General features: G+C 61.9%; 12 protein-coding genes. 3 read left to right on the forward strand and 9 right to left on the reverse strand.

Annotated elements, in window-relative coordinates; translation table 11 throughout:
* Nucleotides 1–8: 8 nt before the first annotated feature.
* Nucleotides 9–1,037: an RluA family pseudouridine synthase gene (locus QN219_RS10675; protein ID WP_283999632.1), complete on the forward strand. Its 1,029-nt coding sequence runs from the start codon at nt 9–11 to the stop codon at nt 1,035–1,037.
* A gap of 254 nt (nt 1,038–1,291) precedes the next feature.
* Nucleotides 1,292–2,197 (forward strand): RNA polymerase sigma factor RpoH, encoded by a 906-nt coding sequence (rpoH, locus tag QN219_RS10680; protein WP_283999633.1) that lies wholly within the window; start codon nt 1,292–1,294, stop codon nt 2,195–2,197.
* 106 nt (nt 2,198–2,303) lie between these two features.
* On the opposite strand, the gene QN219_RS10685 is transcribed toward rpoH, so the two are convergent.
* Entirely contained in the window at nt 2,304–4,577 is a 2,274-nt protein-coding gene (locus QN219_RS10685) for a hypothetical protein (RefSeq protein ID WP_283999634.1), read from the reverse strand.
* Between the two features lie 65 nt (nt 4,578–4,642).
* On the reverse strand, nt 4,643–5,941 hold the full coding sequence (locus tag QN219_RS10690) for an adenylosuccinate synthase (protein WP_283999635.1): 1,299 nt from the start codon (nt 5,939–5,941) through the stop codon (nt 4,643–4,645).
* Nucleotides 5,942–6,146: 205 nt separating this feature from the next.
* On the opposite strand from QN219_RS10690, the gene QN219_RS10695 reads away from it, so the two are divergent.
* A complete protein-coding gene (locus QN219_RS10695; RefSeq protein ID WP_283999636.1) occupies nt 6,147–7,037 on the forward strand; it encodes a DMT family transporter in 891 nt (296 codons plus the stop codon).
* Between the two features lie 130 nt (nt 7,038–7,167).
* On the opposite strand, the gene serA is transcribed toward QN219_RS10695, so the two are convergent.
* The 7 genes from serA to tilS form a co-directional block, all read right to left on the reverse strand.
* Nucleotides 7,168–8,763, reverse strand: a complete 1,596-nt coding sequence (gene serA, locus QN219_RS10700) for a phosphoglycerate dehydrogenase (protein ID WP_283999637.1) — start codon at nt 8,761–8,763, stop codon at nt 7,168–7,170.
* 79 nt (nt 8,764–8,842) lie between these two features.
* A complete protein-coding gene (locus QN219_RS10705) occupies nt 8,843–10,021 on the reverse strand; it encodes a phosphoserine transaminase (RefSeq protein WP_283999638.1) in 1,179 nt (392 codons plus the stop codon).
* Between the two features lie 163 nt (nt 10,022–10,184).
* Nucleotides 10,185–11,021 carry an outer membrane protein gene (locus QN219_RS10710; protein WP_405052125.1) on the reverse strand — a complete coding sequence of 279 codons (837 nt, stop codon included), beginning with the start codon at nt 11,019–11,021 and terminating at the stop codon, nt 10,185–10,187.
* A 211-nt stretch (nt 11,022–11,232) separates the two neighbouring features.
* Nucleotides 11,233–11,997: a porin family protein gene (locus QN219_RS10715; RefSeq protein WP_283999639.1), complete on the reverse strand. Its 765-nt coding sequence runs from the start codon at nt 11,995–11,997 to the stop codon at nt 11,233–11,235.
* 270 nt (nt 11,998–12,267) lie between these two features.
* Nucleotides 12,268–13,620 (reverse strand): phosphoglucosamine mutase, encoded by a 1,353-nt coding sequence (glmM, locus tag QN219_RS10720; RefSeq protein WP_283999640.1) that lies wholly within the window; start codon nt 13,618–13,620, stop codon nt 12,268–12,270.
* Nucleotides 13,621–13,956: 336 nt separating this feature from the next.
* Nucleotides 13,957–15,894, reverse strand: coding sequence for an ATP-dependent zinc metalloprotease FtsH (gene ftsH, locus QN219_RS10725; protein WP_283999641.1), 1,938 nt, complete (start codon nt 15,892–15,894; stop codon nt 13,957–13,959).
* Nucleotides 15,895–15,951: 57 nt separating this feature from the next.
* Nucleotides 15,952–17,337: a tRNA lysidine(34) synthetase TilS gene (gene tilS, locus QN219_RS10730; RefSeq protein WP_283999642.1), complete on the reverse strand. Its 1,386-nt coding sequence runs from the start codon at nt 17,335–17,337 to the stop codon at nt 15,952–15,954.
* Nucleotides 17,338–17,348 lie beyond the last annotated feature (11 nt).

Here is a 17,348-nt window from a genome sequence, read left to right on the forward strand (position 1 = left end):
GAAACGGAATGAACGATCCCTTTAAACAAGCGGCCGACAATAGGAAAGTCCTGAAGGCGGACGAGAGCGCGGCCGGAAGGCTGGACGCCTTCCTCACGGCCGCGCTTTCGGGCGAGTTTTCCCGCAATCGCATCAAAAGCCTGATCGAACAGGGCGCCGTTTCGATCAACGGCTCGACAATCATCGAGCCGAAAAGAAAGGTGCATCCTGGCGACGTGTTCGAGATTGCCTTGCCTGAGCCCGAGGATCCCGAACCGAAGGGCGAAGAGATCGCCCTTGACGTGCTTTACGAGGACGACGACCTGATTGTTCTCGTGAAACCGGCCGGCCTGGTCGTGCATCCGGGTGCCGGCAATTGGACGGGCACCCTCGTCAACGCGCTCATCCACCATTGCGGCGACAGCCTTTCCGGCATCGGCGGTGTCAGGCGACCAGGTATCGTTCATCGGCTCGACAAGGAAACCAGCGGCGTCATGGTCGTGGCGAAGAACGATGCCGCCCACCGCCATCTTTCGGACCAGTTTGCCGACCACGGGCGCACCGGACCGCTCGAGCGCGCCTATCAGGCAGTGGTCTGGGGACGTCCCCGTCAGTTGAAGGGCACCATCAACGCTCCGCTGGGGCGGGCCGTAGACCGGACGAAGCGAGCCGTCAAACGCGAGGAGAGCGACGACGCGCGCGAGGCCATCACCCATTATGAAGTCGTCGAGCGTTACCTCGAAAAGCCGGATGGCACCTGCCTCGCCTCGACCGTAGTGTGCCACCTCGAAACCGGCCGCACGCACCAGATTCGCGTCCATATGGCCCATATCGGCCATCCGCTGATCGGCGATCCTGAATATGGTGCAGCCTTTCGGACCAAAGCCAATCTACTGCCGGCACCGGCAAAAGCCGTGGTCAACCGCTTTCACCGGCAGGCGCTGCACGCCTTCATGCTGCAATTCGAGCACCCGACCACGGGCGAGACGATGCATTTCGAGGCGCCGATGCCCGCGGATATGGAAGTCCTGGTCGCTGCTCTGCGGGCTGAAGAGTGATCCTAAAACGCCGCGCGTCTTATCAGACGCGCAATTGCTGCATGCAGTAGGCCTTGAATTCGCCATTGCGGATTCCAATCTTATAGAAGCTTCAATTCGCAACATTCCCTTCCCCGGTCTCACGGTGGCGTGAAACCGGAGTCCTTGAATCATGCTTTCGCCGTACTTATCTTTTAGCTTCGTGGGGTCTTGACGAAGACCCACATGCCCGGTCTGCCGTCCCGGAGGCCGGAGACGCAAAAAGGGGGTGCTTCATGGCCCGCAGTACTTTGCCGACCATTACCGCCGGAGAGGGCGGTCTCAACCGTTATCTCGACGAAATCCGCAAATTTCCGATGCTCGAACCGCAGGAAGAATACATGCTCGCCAAGCGGTATCAGGAGCATGACGACCGCAGTGCCGCGCACAAGCTGGTGACAAGCCATCTTCGCCTCGTCGCAAAGATTGCGATGGGCTATCGCGGCTATGGCCTGCCGATCGGCGAAGTCGTGTCGGAAGGCAATGTCGGTCTGATGCAGGCCGTCAAAAAATTCGAACCCGATCGCGGCTTCCGGCTGGCGACCTACGCGATGTGGTGGATCAAGGCGGCCATCCAGGAATACATCCTGCGCTCCTGGTCCCTCGTCAAAATGGGTACGACCGCCAATCAGAAGCGGCTGTTCTTCAACCTGCGGCGGCTGAAGGGCCGCATTCAGGCACTCGACGAGGGAGACCTCAAGCCCGAGCAGGTGAAGGAAATCGCGACGACCCTAAAGGTCAGCGAGGACGAGGTCGTTTCGATGAACCGTCGCCTGTCGGGCGATGCCTCGCTGAACGCGCCGATAAAGGCCAGCGAAGGCGACTCCGGGCAGTGGCAGGACTGGCTTGTCGACGACCATGACAATCAGGAAGAGATCCTAATCGAGCAGGACGAACTCGATAGCCGCAGGGCCTTGCTCGCCAGCGCGATGAAGGTTCTGAACGATCGCGAGCGCCGCATCTTCGAGGCCCGTCGCCTCGCCGAGGATCCGGTAACGCTTGAGGATCTCTCGTCCGAGTTCGACATCAGCCGGGAGCGCGTCCGGCAGATCGAAGTCCGCGCTTTCGAGAAGGTTCAGGACGCGGTCCGCAAGGCAGCGCTCGAACGCTCGAACGCCTTGCGCGTCGTCGAAGGCGCGTAAGGGCTCGGCTTCCCAGCGACGCAGGAAGCCGCCACATGGGAACAAGCAAAAATCCCGGCCGGGGCTCCCCCGGCCGGGATTTTTTGTATCGCCATCTCGTCCCCGGCTACTGGCTGCTTGCGGCCGTGTTGCCGAGCGCGCCCCACGCCTGCATCGCCTTGTTGAAGGCTTCGACGCCGGCAGCCCCCTTCTCCAGCGTCAGCAAGGCACGGCGCCCGTTCCGGTAGGTGATCGGAATGTCGATCCAGCTGCGGCTGCGCAGCAGTTCCATATTGTTGCTGACAGCTTCGGCGAAGTCGTTGAGCGCAATCATGTGGAAATCGTCGGTGATCTTCGCGGGCACGGCGATCAGCGGATCGCCACGGTCCTGCTCCGTGCGCTTCATCGAAACGCGCTGGACACCGTCAATGCTGCCGCCCTCGAAGTTCTCTGGAAGCGAGAACACAAATTCGACTACGTGGCTCGCCGGCAGCGACGGGTCGGCATTGCGCTTGATCGTCATCAGCGCGGTCAACCCCCGGTCGGGTACCGTGATCTGCGCCTGGATCGTGGGCTCGGGCTTCGCGTCTCCGCCCGGCGACTCATCCTTGATCGACCAGGCGACGGTACCGGGGATCGCCGTCGGGGAGGACTGGCCGAGCCGCTCCTCGTAAAGGAACATCTTCTCCCCGTCGGCAACGGAGATCTCCGCCTGAGGCGCTTGCCCGGCGTCCTGGTTCGGCGCCGCGGGAACTTCTGCCCCTGCCGTCTGCTGTGGTTCGGCACCACCACTTTGCGGCTGTCCGGCCTCCGTCTGAGGAGCGACTGACTTGCCCTCCTGCGAGACTTCCGTGTCGCTCGCGCCTGCTGGACCCTCATCCACTTCCGACCCATCGGCAAGCAGCCGCTGGGTAAGCTTTGTCGAACTGTCCTCGGGCTGCGCCGTTTCGCCAGGCGTAGCAGGCTGCCTGTCTGGTTGGCTGGGCTGGCCGGCAGGCGCGTTCTGGCCGTCCGGTGTTCCGGTGTCCTCCGGCGCCGCGGGCATGATCTTCGCGATCAGCCCCGAAAGCCAGGCGTTGCCCGCCTCGCGGTTCTGCCAATAGGCATAACCGCCGCCGCCGAGAAGAAGCGCAACGACGGCGCCGATTGCCAGCCGCTTGAAATTGAAGCGGGAGGGCTTGGGTGTTGCGCGGTAGGATGGACGAGCCGGCGCGGAAACCGGAGGCTCACCGCCATTCTCCTTGGCAGCAGTTGCCGCTCCGTTCGCAGCCGCCCCTGCCCCGGCGTTGTCGCCAAAGCCAAGCAGGTCGTCGATGTGGTCCCAGGCGGTGCTGGCGCGCTCCTCCTGGCTCGCGGGCACAGGCGCCTTTTCCACCGGCCACGACCATTCGGAAATGTCGGCTTCGGCAGCCTTATCCTTCTTGCTCTCCGTTGCAGGCGCGAAAGGATCGTTTTCGTCGAATGACCAAGAGCGCGACGGCTCGGCGTCGCCGGGATGCTGCTGTTCGGGCTCGTCCGTTTCCGGTTCCACCGGGTGGATGCCCAGCCGCTCTGGCGCCGCCGAAGACGCATCCCCGGCCGCCTCGGGCGCTTTTGTCGTCGAAGCCGTATCGTTCCATTCCGGCAGAGCCCATTCCGATGCGGCGGATTTCGCCTCCGTATCCTCCTCGCTCGGGAGAGATTCGGACCGTACCGGCTCGCCATGATCGGGCTCAGCCTCGACCTGCTCATCGCGGAAATCAGCGCGCGATTCGGGCTGTCCCGCATCGTCAACCGGCGGCGCCTGCTCGGCTTCGAATTCATGGTCGGCCGGTCGTTCGTCGGTCGGAGCGGCCTGTCGTGCCGCTGCTTCGTCCACCGGTTCTTCGGACGGCACTTCCTCAGGCGGTTCGGACGGGGTGTCGTCGTCATAGGCGGCAACCGGTTCGAGTGCCGCCTCCTCGTCGATCGACGCGGCGTGCTGCCCCTCGTCGCCCGCTTCGGCGCTAACCGCCGGCGGCGACACAGGTTCGGCGACTTCCGGCTCCTCGCTTGCAGGTTCCTCGGTCTGTTCTTCCGACGGCGCTTCTTCCGGCTCGTCAGCAACGCTCGCCACAGGCTCCGGCTCGCTCGGGGCAGGCGGCTCCTGCCCCGTCGGCGTTTCGGCTAACGGCGGCTCGACCGCGTCGGTTTCCTCGACCGCAGGGAGGGCTTCCGCATGTTCGCTTTCGACTTCGCCGATTGCCTGTTCCAGCTTGTTAAGCTGGCGATTGATCATGTCGTCTGATGGCCGTGGGCTCATGTTTTCGAGTTGCCGGCGCACGGCACTACGCGCCTTCTCGTAAACCCTGCCCCGCATTTCCGGTGTGTTTTCCGACAGGCCGTCAACGGTCCTGCGAATAACTGCAACAAAATCCGCCATCAGAACTTTCTCATACTCCCAGGCATGCGCCTGCAATCACCGACGCCACTGTCGTCGCGCCGACACTAGTCCTCAAAAGGGTCCGTCACAAGTATTGTGTCATCGCGTTCCGGGCTCGTCGAAAGAAGTGCGACCGGCGCGCCGATCAGTTCCTCGACCTGGCGAACATACTTGATCGCTTGCGCCGGAAGATCGGCCCAACTACGGGCGCCAACCGTCGATTCCTTCCAGCCTTCAAGCGTAATGTAGACGGGCTTTACCGAAGCTTGCTGCGCCTGACTTGCTGGAAGATGGTCGATCTCTCGTCCGTCCAGAGTATAACCGACGCAAATCTTCAACTCGTCGAGACCGTCAAGCACATCAAGCTTCGTGAGCGCAATGCCCGTGATTCCGTTTGCGGCGACGGACTGACGCACGAGCGCGGCGTCGAACCATCCGCAGCGGCGCTTGCGCCCGGTGACGGTCCCGAATTCATGGCCGCGTTCACCGAGGAACTGGCCAATCTGGTCGTTAAGCTCCGTCGGAAACGGTCCTTCGCCGACACGTGTCGTATAGGCCTTGGTGATGCCGAGAATGTAGCCGAGCGACCCTGGCCCCATGCCGGAACCGGCAGCGGCCTGGCCGGCAACCGTGTTGGACGAGGTGACGAAGGGATACGTGCCGTGGTCGATGTCGAGCAGTGTGCCCTGAGCGCCTTCGAAGAGGATACGCGCGCCTTTGCGCCGATGCTTGTCGAGGAGCAGCCAGACCGTATCCATGAACGGCAGCACGCGCGCCGCGACCGAAGAGAGTTCATTCATGATCGCCTGATGGCTGATCTCCGCTTCGCCGAGCCCGCGGCGCAGCGCATTGTGATGCGTCAGCAGTCGGTCGACCTTTGCCGGCAGCGTGTCCAGATCGGCAAGATCCATGACGCGAATGGCGCGGCGGCCGACCTTGTCCTCGTAAGCCGGGCCGATGCCGCGGCGCGTCGTGCCGATCTTGGTGCCGCTGTTCGAGGCGGCATCCTCGCGGAAGCCGTCGAGCTCCCGGTGCAGCGACAGGATGAGCGTCGCGTTGTCGGCGATACGCAGGTTGTCCGGGGTGACCTTCACGCCTTGGTTGGCAAGCTTGTCGATCTCCGCGATCAGCGCATGGGGATCGATCACGACGCCGTTGCCGATGACCGCGAGCTTACCGGGGCGGACGACGCCGGAGGGAAGCAGCGACAGTTTGTAGCTGACGCCGTCGATCACCAGGGTGTGGCCGGCATTGTGGCCGCCCTGGAACCGCACGACGATGTCCGCGCGCTCCGAAAGCCAGTCCACGATCTTGCCTTTGCCTTCGTCGCCCCATTGGGATCCGACCACCACGACATTCGTCATAATTTTCTTCCTGTTCGCACGCGCACAAGGGATTGCGCCATTCTGAAACCCGCGCATCTATACTGTGTTGTCTTGCGGAAAGCGACCCCGTTGTGCCCCGCTCGAAGCCCTTTTTCGCATGACAACCGACGGATTTAGCGCCTATATCTCTGCTGCTCTCTCGCCTCTCCGGCACTCATTCCCGTCCCACATGGATCGCAGCATCGTGAACGCCAAGGCCTATTTCTATCTCGCAATAACTTCGCTTTTTTGGGGCGGCAATTCAGTCGCGGGCAAGATGGCCGTCGGGCACGTCAGTCCGATGATGCTGACGACGCTACGCTGGATGGTGGCACTCGCTGTCATCCTGGCATTGATGACGCCGCAGATCCGTCGCGACTGGGACAAGATCCGTGAGCATTGGCTGCAATTGCTGGCCTACGGCGCCGTCGGCTTCACCATGTTCAATGCGTTCCTCTATTCGGCGGTGAAATATACGAGCGCCATCAACGCCGTGATCCTGCAGGCCGGCATCCCGATGCTGATCTTCCTCTTCAACTTCGTCCTGTTCCGCACAAAAGCCTCGGTCGCGCAGCTCATCGGCTTCACGGTGACGCTGATCGGCGTGTTGATTACAGCCGCGCACGGCGACCTCGCCAGTCTGTTGCAGTTGCAGTTCAATTTCGGCGACGCGCTGATGCTTCTCGCCTGTATCGTCTATGCCGCATATACGGTCGGGCTGCGCTGGAAGCCGAACATGCACTGGCAGAGCTTCATCGCCGCCCCGGCCTTCGGGGCACTCTTGAGCGCCATCCCGCTCCTCATCTGGGAATTCTGGAACGGCAGCGCCATCGTGCCCGATGCCAGCGGCTGGGCAATCGTCGTCTACGCTGCGATCTTCCCGTCTCTGATGTCCCAGGTTCTATACGTGCGTGGCGTGGAAATGATCGGCGCCAACCGCGCCGGGCTTTTCATCAACGCCATCCCGGTGTTCGGAACACTGCTTTCCGTGCTTCTTGTCGGCGAAACATTTCATCCGTTTCATCTCGTGGCATTGCTGCTGGTGCTTGGCGGCATTGCCATCGCGGAACGTGGCCGCCCGAAGCTGCCCCGATGAGATCAAAACGCGAGGGGCAGCCGGTATCCCCGTCCGCCTCGAATGAAGGCGTGCAGCATTGAAGGCGACAGCGCCGCGCATCTGAACGAGGCGCGGCGCTGTAGCAAGCCGAGTTATGGAGCGGTGCCAATCAATCGATATTGAACACCAATTGCTTCGCCTGGCGGATTGCCGCGTTGGCACGCAGCTTGTCGAGCACCGTCTCGGAGACCGGACCGTCGACATAAAGCAGAGCGATGGCGTCGCCGCCTTCCTTCTCGCGGCCGAGCTGGAAGTTGGCGATGTTGACGCCGGCGTCACCGAGCGTCGTACCGATGAATCCAATCATACCGGGGACGTCGGTGTTGGTGAGATAGACCATGTGCTTGCCGACATCGGCATCGAGATTGATGCCCTTGATCTGGATGAAGCGCGGCTTTCCATCGGAGAAGACCGTACCGGCGACCGAACGGGTCTGGTTCGCCGTCGTCACCGTCAGCTTGATGTAGCCGTCGAAGACGCCGGACTTGTCGCGTTTCACTTCGGAAAGGATGACGCCCTTTTCCTTGATCATGACCGGCGCGGAAACCATGTTGACGTCCGCCACTTGCGGACGGATCAGGCCGGCGAGGACGGCGCTCGTCAGTGCCTTGGTGTTCATCGCGGCCGTGGAACCGTCATAGAGGATTTCGATTTCCTTGATGGCGCTTTCGGTGACCTGGCCGACGAAGGCGCCGAGGACGTCCGCGAGCCGGATGAAGGGCTTCAGGATCGGCGCTTCCTCCGCCGTGATCGACGGCATGTTGATGGCGTTCGAGACAGCGCCGTTGACCAGGTAGTCCGACATCTGATCGGCGATCTGCAGCGCCACGTTCTCCTGCGCTTCGGTCGTGGAAGCGCCGAGGTGCGGCGTGCACACGACGTTCGGCAGACCGAACAGCGGGCTTTCGGTGGCGGGTTCCACCTCGAAGACGTCGAAGCCGGCACCGGCGACATGGCCCGATTTCAACGCTTCGGCAAGCGCGCTTTCGACGACGAGGCCGCCACGGGCGCAGTTGACGATGCGCACACCCGGCTTCATCTTGGCGATTGCTTCTGCGTCGATGATGTTGCGGGTCTTGTCGGTCAGCGGCACGTGCAGGGTGATGAAATCCGCCCGCGCAAAGAGTTCGTCGAGTTCGACCTTGACGACGCCCATCTCCTCGGCGCGCTCCTTCGACAGGAACGGATCGTAGGCGATGACGTGCATCTTCAGGCCGATGGCGCGGGCGCAGACGATCGAGCCGATATTGCCGGCACCGATGACGCCGAGCACCTTGCCGGTGATCTCGACGCCCATGAATTTCGACTTTTCCCACTTGCCGGCTTGGGTGGAACCGTCTGCCGCAGGAAGCTGCCGGGCGACGGCAAACATCAGGGCGACCGCATGCTCGGCCGTGGTGATCGAGTTGCCGAAGGGCGTGTTCATGACGATGATACCGCGGCGCGAAGCAGCCGGGATATCGACGTTATCCACGCCGATGCCGGCACGGCCGACGACCTTGAGATTGGTGGCGGCAGCGATCAGCTTCTCCGTCACCTTGGTGGCGGAGCGGATGGCGAGACCGTCGTAGTTGCCGATGATCTCGGCGAGCTTTTCCTTGTCTTTGCCGAGCTTCGGCTGGAAATCCACTTCAACGCCGCGGTCGCGGAAGATCTGGACGGCGGTTTCCGACAGTTCATCGGATACGAGAACGCGAGGTGCCATGAGAGGCCTCCTTAAGGATCAGTTCTGAAAGGAATGCGGGATTGGCTTCGCTCGCAGCGAGCGAAGCGTATCGCTTGGATCAGGCGGCGGCCTGCGACAGCGTCGCCTTCTGGGTCTCGACGGCCCAGGTGAGCCACGGCATCAGCGCCTCCATGTCGGAAGTCTCGATGGTGGCACCAGCCCAGATCCGCAGACCGGAGGGGGCGTCGCGATAGTGGCCGATATCGTAGGCCACACCTTCCTTTTCGAGCAGGGCAACGACGCCCTTCGCGAAAGCGGCCTGGCCGTCGGCATCGAGGGCCAATACGTCCTTGTCGACGATCTTGAGGCAGACCGAGGTGTTGGAGCGGGTTTCCGCCTTGATAGCCAAGTTTGCAATCCAGGCATTTGCGTCGACGAACCGATGGATCGCGTCGGCGTTGGCGTCTGCCCGGGCGATCAGCCCCTTGAGGCCGCCGACCGACTTCGCCCAAAGGAGCGCGTCGATATAGTCTTCGACGCAGAGCATCGACGGCGTGTTGATCGTCTCGCCGGCAAAGATGCCCTCTATCAGCTTGCCGCCGCTGGTCAGGCGGAAGATCTTCGGCAGCGGCCATGCCGGCGCATAGGTCAGCAGCCGTTCGACTGCGCGCGGCGAAAGAATGAGGACGCCATGCGCGCCCTCTCCGCCCAGAACCTTCTGCCAGGAGAAGGTGACGACGTCGAGCTTGGCGAAATCGAGATCCTGGGCAAAGGCAGCGGAGGTCGCGTCGCAGATCGTCAGGCCCTTGCGATCCGCCGGAATGAAATCGGCGTTCGGCACACGCACGCCGGAGGTTGTGCCATTCCAGGTGAAGACGACATCCCGGTCGAAATCAACCTGGGCAAGATCCGGCAATTCGCCATAGGCAGCCTCGAACTTGCGAACATCGGCGAGCTTGAGCTGCTTGACCACGTCGGTCACCCAACCGGCACCGAAGCTTTCCCAGGCAAGCATATCGACGCCACGGGCGCCGAGCAGCGACCACAGCGCCATTTCGACGGCGCCGGTATCGGAAGCAGGCACGATACCGATGCGGTAGTCGGCCGGCACTTCAAGAATTTCACGGGTAAGATCAATGGCCTGCTTCAGCTTCGTCTTGCCGATCTTGGCTCGGTGCGATCGACCGAGCGCGGCATCGGAGAGAGCTTCGAGCGTCCAACCGGGACGCTTTGCGCAGGGGCCAGAAGAAAAATGGGTATTTGCCGGACGCACGTCCGGCGTGGCAGGCTTCGTCATAATGCTATCCTCTCAGATAGAAGCCCCTCGTTGGGGAGGGGTGTCCCGCTGTCGGGAATATTGCGGGTCAGAGAGGAAGTCAAGCAACTTGCGTCGCTTTTGGAAAAATTTCCGGCGTTCCGGGTAAAGTTCTGATACAGAGAGTGCAGACGCCGAACGATTGTTACCAGAGGGAGAAGCGCAGGCCCGCGCGGATCTCGTGGCGCGAAAGGCCGTCGTCATGGCCCTTGGCGCCACTGGCGCCGGCAAGCGCCTCGGTTCCGAATCCGAACATGTCGCCATCCGCGATATGGGAATAGCGGTAGCCGAGATCGAATTTCAGCCGATCTGTGATGTCGTAGGAGACACCGGCCATGAGCGCATAGGTGAAGCGCCAGCTGTCTTCTCCGTCATAGGACGCTCCACCTGCCCCACCCGCGCAGGCGCCGCCCCCTGGAACACAGGTTGCCGTCTCGCGGACGGTGTTCCAGTTGATGTTCGTGGCGCCGATGCCCGCGCCGAGATAAGGCGTGAAGCCGGCAAGTGTCGCCAGGTCGACATAGCCGTTCGCCATGAGCCCGAGCGCGGAAAAATTGGCACTGTGCGAGAAGTCGCACGACGTTCCGACGCCTTGGCCTGCGCAGGGAGTGGCTGACAGCGACGAGCCGTCGAACCGGCCCTCGAAATATTCCGCCGTTATGTCGGCGCGCACCACGTCGTTAAATCGATAGCCGATGCCGATCGTCCCTGAGATCGGCTTGTCAAAACGAGCACTATCGAATGGAACGTTGTTGTAGGTACTCGTTCCGGCGTCGAAGGTGCGATACGAGGGATCGCCCTCGTCGCGCCACGGCGCATAACCGATGTCGCCGCGCAAATAGAGACCGCTGCTGCGCTCCGCTTTCGTCGAGATGGTAATCTCCGGCGCGTCGAGCAAATCCTCGTCTGCGGCCTCCACCATGCCGGAGAGCAGAAAACCGGCGCTGAAAGCGATGCCGCAAATCCCGTTCCGCCAATGCATGTCCGCGCCCTGTCAGTATTCGTATCAGCGGCCATGACGGCCCGCTTGCTGGCGTTAACTATTGGCAGCGACAAGTTAACCATCGGTTAAGCATATTGATTGACGGAAAATTTAAGGAAATCCGGCACGGCGGCCGTCCCTCGAAAGGTGAGCCCGAAGTGAAAGGGGCCGCATGGCGGCCCCCGGACGATGTCTCGCTCTGCAGCCCGGACTATTGCAGGGCGTAGCGCATGCCGAGCTTGAAGTCATGCGACGTGATGTCTTCGAAGTGCATCGGGGCGTTCACCGTGGAGCCGTCGTAGGTACGAATATTGCCGGTCTTTGCGTCGCCGAGATCGACGTAGCTGTAGCCGAGATCGAGCGCCAAGCGTTCGGTCGCCTGATAGGCGACGCCGGCATGCACTGCCCAGGCAAAGTTCCAGGTCGGGTCGTCGTCGGCATAGGCAACGCCGAGGTTCGGCACGTTGATGTCACGGAAACCCGAGATCCTGTTTCGCGAGGCACCGATGCCGGCGCCTACGTAGGGCTTAATGCCGTACCACTCGCCGATGTCGACATAGGCGTTGGCCATCAAAAGCCACTCCGATTTGGCGCCGTCATAGTCGTTCGTGCCATCCCAGATCGGACCGGTCGGGCCGCTGTGGCCGTACCGGTCGAGCGCCGCAAAATCCGCCTTGCCGCGGTATTCGACGATACCGTCCAGGCGCAGCCAGTCATTGAATTGATAACCGATACCGACGCCGGCGAGCGGCGCGCTGTCGAACTCGCCTTCGTCGAGGAATTCGTGGAGTTCCACGACATCCATGAGCTCATGCTTCATTTGACCGAGTTTCTGGTTGCTCATGCCCAGATGGCCGCGCAGATACCAGCCGCTGGGCACTATAACCGGTGCAGGATCTTCGACATAAAGGTCGGCAGCCAAAACCGGGGCGCCGCTCAATATTGCGGCAACAAATGCAATCAAAGGTGTTTTCATAATAGCTCCGCGAATATTCTGACCCGCGCCGCGTTGCCTCGGCCGGATACTGCAACTCTTGTTGCGTCAAAAGTGGCACGCCGCGGTTAATATCGAATTAAGCATAGAAATTTACTCTGTTTATTAACAATTGCTCATGCTCGCCGTATTCGACGGGCCGACGCAGCAACAAAAAAGGCCGGCGATCGATGCCGGCCTCAAAAGCAATCATGGTCCTACAGCGCCGCGCGTCATTTCAGACGCGCAAAGTTCGCTGTCGCACTTTGATGGTCAGGCGGCGCTGCGAACGCTGCCGATCACGTTGACCAGTTCGTCGACGATACGCTCGACCTGGCTACGATCGTCACCTTCCGCCATGACGCGGATCAGTGGCTCGGTTCCGGACGGACGGATCAGCAGGCGCCCATTCTTGGCAAGTCCCGCCTCGGCGTCGGCGATTGCCTGCTGCACGGTCGGATGCTCGAGCGGTTTGCCCGCGGATACGCGAACATTCTTCAGAATCTGCGGTACGGGCTCAAAGCGGTGGCACACTTCGCTGACCGATTTGCCTTGCCGCTTGACGACGGCGAGAATCTGCAGCGCAGCCACCAGACCGTCACCGGTCGTCCCGAAATCGGAGAGCACGATATGGCCGGACTGTTCGCCGCCGACGTTCAGGCCATCCTGGCGCATCTGCTCGACGACGTAGCGGTCGCCGACCTTGGTGCGGTGCAGTCCGATGCCCCGCTCCTTCAGGTAGCGCTCGAGGCCGAGATTCGACATCACCGTCGCGGCTATGGCGCCACCCTTCAGCATACCATCGGCAGCCCAGCTGTCAGCGATGACGGCCATGAGCTGGTCGCCATCGACGACAGTGCCGTTTTCATCGATGATCAGGACCCGGTCCGCATCCCCGTCGAGTGCGATGCCGATATCGGCCCTGACTTCGTGAACCTTTTTCGACAAAGCGGCTGGATGCGTCGACCCGCATTCGAGATTGATGTTGACGCCATTCGGCTCCGTCCCGATCGTCACCACTTCGGCGCCGAGCTCCCAAAGCGCGGACGGGGCAACCTTGTAGGCGGCGCCGTTCGCGCAGTCGATGGCGATCCGCAGTCCCTTCAGCGTGACGTCGCGCGGCAGGGTCCGCTTCGCCTGTTCGATATAGCGGTAGATGTCGCCATCGACGCGCTTGGCCCGGCCGATATCTTCGGGCTTGGCAAGCTGTGCGGACATATCCTGGTCGATGAGCTCCTCGATCTTCTCCTCGATATCGTCGGAAAGCTTGTAACCATCCGGTCCGAAGAGCTTGATGCCGTTGTCGCGGAAAGGATTATGCGAGGCTGAGATCATCACGCCGATGTCGGCGCGCAACGAACGCGTGAGCATGGCGACACCTGGCGTCGGGATCGGTCCGAGCAGGAAAACGTCGAGGCCAGCCGCGGTGAAGCCGGCGACCATTGCATTTTCGAGCATATAGCCGGAAAGGCGCGTGTCTTTGCCGATCACGACGCGATGACGGTGCGCGCCGTTGCGGAAGATCGTCCCGACGGCAATGCCGACACGCATGGCGAGATCCGGCGTCATCGGGAAAATGTTGGACTGCCCGCGAATGCCGTCAGTCCCGAAATATTTGCGCTTCATAAAAACTCCATTGTCCTGCTTCGGCAGGATCTTCTTTGTCGGCCGCGTCTGTCCGCGTGTTCCGCGACTGGATTTCATATCGCCGGACCTCGTATAAAGGGCTTGACGCTCGCGCGGCTCGTTATCGCTGCAGCCTGCTCGCGTCCACCGCAGAGGTCAGGCATGGTTGAATCATCTTTGGCATAAAACCGCAGCAAACTGCAGCAATCCTATCATCAGAAATCATTACAGCGCGTTACCAACTGCGCGAAAGATGCGCTCGAAGAAAATACCCAACAAAAAAACCGCCGCTCCTTTCGGCGCGGCGGCCTCCGATTTATCGTTTTTCCGACGGTGCTATTGCGGTTGCGGTTCGAAGCCGCCTTCCGGCTCCTCGCCCTTGGCACCGGCTTCCTTCTTCGTACCGGCTGAGGGAACGGCCGAACCACGATGCGGAGGCGTATCGTCTCCGAGGTCGCGTGCGGGTTTCTCACCGCGGATGAGCGCCTTGATTTCGTCCCCGGTCAGGGTTTCGTATTCCAGCAGGCCTTCCGCAAGCGCCACGAATTCGTGGTTCTTCTCGGTCAGCAGGTGGCGCGCCGTTTCGTAGGCATCGTCGATCAGGCGGCGGATTTCGTTGTCGATTTTCTGTGCCGTCGCTTCCGAAACGTTCTTCTGCTGCGCCACGGAGTGGCCGAGGAAGACCTCCTGCTGGTTCTCGCCATAGGCGACCTGGCCGAGCTGATCGGAGAAGCCCCATTGCGTCACCATCGCACGCGCAAGCTTCGTCGCCTGCTCGATGTCGGAGGACGCGCCGGAAGTGATGTTCTCCTTGCCGAAGGTCAGTTCCTCGGCAACGCGGCCACCCATCATGATGGCAAGACGCGAGATCATCCACTTGTAGCTCATCGAGTAGCGGTCACCTTCGGGCAACTGCATCACCATGCCGAGCGCACGGCCGCGCGGGATGATCGTCGCCTTGTGCAGCGGATCGGCGGAGGGAACGTTCAGAGCGACGATGGCATGGCCCGCTTCGTGATAGGCGGTCAACTTCTTCTCGGCCTCGGTCATGGCGGAAGAGCGGCGCTCCGCACCCATCATGATCTTGTCCTTGGCGTCCTCGAACTCCTGCATGGTGACAAGGCGCTTGTTGCGCCGCGCCGCCATCAGCGCAGCCTCGTTGACGAGATTCATGAGATCGGCGCCGGAGAAGCCCGGAGTGCCGCGCGCCAGGACCTTGAGGTCGACATTCGGCGCCAGCGGCACATTGCGGACATGCACCTTGAGGATCCGTTCGCGACCGTTGATGTCCGGGTTCGGCACGACGACCTGGCGGTCGAAGCGGCCCGGACGCAGCAGCGCCGGATCGAGTACGTCGGGACGGTTGGTCGCGGCAATCAGGATGATGCCTTCATTGGCTTCGAAGCCGTCCATTTCGACGAGCAGCTGGTTCAGCGTCTGCTCGCGTTCGTCATTGCCGCCGCCGAGGCCGGCACCGCGATGGCGGCCGACAGCATCGATCTCATCGATGAAGATGATGCAGGGAGCGTTCTTCTTCGCCTGCTCGAACATGTCGCGGACACGCGATGCACCGACACCGACGAACATCTCGACGAAATCCGAGCCGGAGATCGTGAAGAAAGGCACGTTCGCTTCGCCGGCGACCGAGCGGGCAAGCAGCGTCTTACCGGTGCCAGGAGGGCCGACCAGCAGCACGCCGCGCGGGATGCGCCCGCCAAGACGCTGGAACTTCTGCGGGTCGCGCAGGAATTCGACGATTTCCTCGAGATCCTGCTTGGCCTCGTCGACGCCGGCAACATCGTCAAAGGTGACGCGGCCGTGCGCTTCGGTCAGGAGCTTGGCCTTGGACTTGCCAAAGCCCATCGCCCCACGGGAGCCACCTTGCATCTGCCGCATGAAGAACAGCCAGACGCCGAGGATCAGCAGCATCGGCAGCAGCGTGCCGATATAGCTCAGGAAACCCGAGGATCCATCCGTTTCCGGACGGACGGTGACGGTGACGTCCTTTGCTTCCAGCCGTTCGGTCAAGGCCGTATCGACGGCGGGCGCGTAGGTCTGGAAGGTGGCGCCGCTCTCGGAATAGCTGCCGATCACCTTCGAGCCGGTGATCACGACTTCCTTGACGCGGCTGGCGTCGACATCCTTCAGAAACTGCGAGAATGGAATTTCACGAGAACCGGCGCGCTCGGTCGGCTGCTGGAACATGCTGAATAGCGCAATCAGGAGAAGCGCTATGATTGCCCAAAGGGCAAAATTTCGAAAATTAGGGTTCATCGAACTCCCCGGAACCTGTCGCAACTCGCGCATTTCGCCGAGCTACAGTCTTGTTCCCTAACATAAGGTTCTGGTGTCGCCTTGCCAAGGCAAACTGCCAGCTACCTCTCCATTTCTGTCAAAAACATCGTGAACCGGCGGAGCGGGATATCGTCCGCGCCCAAACAGCATCGCGACCGCATCTGCCATGATCCGGTCAAAACCGGGCAAAAAGGCGTCGTAGAGACCGATGCGACATTCCACCTTCGCCTGAATCGGGCTCGTGCCAGCGACATTGGCGCCCGCTGGAGCAATATGTGGCGCAGCTCGGGAGGCCCGTTTGGCGACGCCGGGTGGCAGGCCTGCGTCAATAAGCCTCTGTTCCCATTGACCATCCTGTCCCTTGGCAGTCACCATCAACGGGCTGCGTTCGCCATTCGTTACGTTGAAGCGCCCGTCCCACGGCTTCGTCTCGCCCGGTTCGATGACAAGGGCGGAAAGGTTGCGCGCCTCACGGTAGAGGTAGAGACCGCTTGGACGCCTGTCGTATACGACGCCCCCCGCCGTCATCCGCCCCGGCATGCCCGCTTGCAGAAAGGCGGATATGCGCTCGATCGTCGCATGCACCGGCAAATGATTGCGGCCGCCGAGTACGGCAGCGACGGACAGAAGCGCGCGGCGCCAGTCGGCGTCGCCCATGTTTCCCGCCTGCGCGGCCGCGATTTCTGCCGCGACGGTCTCGTGAACCCGGACATGGCTTTCGATCAGGGCGGCTGCCCGCGCCGACGACGCGGCCCTTTGTGCAGCGCTCCACCGTGCGACCGGCGCCTCCTCCGAGTATGCGAGCTCGGAGCGCACGCGAACACGCTCGAACAGGGGATTGGCATTGCTCGGATCGTCGAACCACGTGACATCCCGCGCGGTCAGGAATGCCCGTATGTCGGCACGCCGCAGGCCCAGGAATGGTCGCAACACCCAGATCCGGCGCCCGTAAAGCATGGTGCTCGCCATGCCGGCGCTGCCCGCCCCCTCCCCTTCGCCACGCGCACCGCGCATCACGATCGTCTCGTGCTGGTCATCCAGCGTATGTCCGGTCGCAATGCAGTCGGCGCCAAGCGCGGCGGCAGCGTCCGCCAGCAGTTCATAGCGTTTGTGGCGCGCAGCCGCCTGAATCCCGGTTCGCGGTTTGTCGCCTTCCCAGCGGCAGGCAAGATGAGGAACGCCGAGTTCGGCACAGAACGCCGCCACCGCTGCTGCCTCATCTGCGGATTCCGGTCTCAAGCCGTGATCGATCGTGCAGGCGACGAGCGAGAAACCTTCGCGATCTTTGTCGCCGATTGCGGAATGGAGGGCGAGAAGAAGTCCCTTGGAGTCGCTGCCTCCAGAGACGGCCACAAGAATCCGGCAAGGCTCGATGAAGGCGCGGAGAAAATATCTGGCCGTGGCAATGACGGCTTCAGGCACGTGGGTGGGCC

The organism is Sinorhizobium sp. 8-89, from assembly GCF_030124325.1.
Taxonomy (GTDB): domain Bacteria; phylum Pseudomonadota; class Alphaproteobacteria; order Rhizobiales; family Rhizobiaceae; genus Sinorhizobium.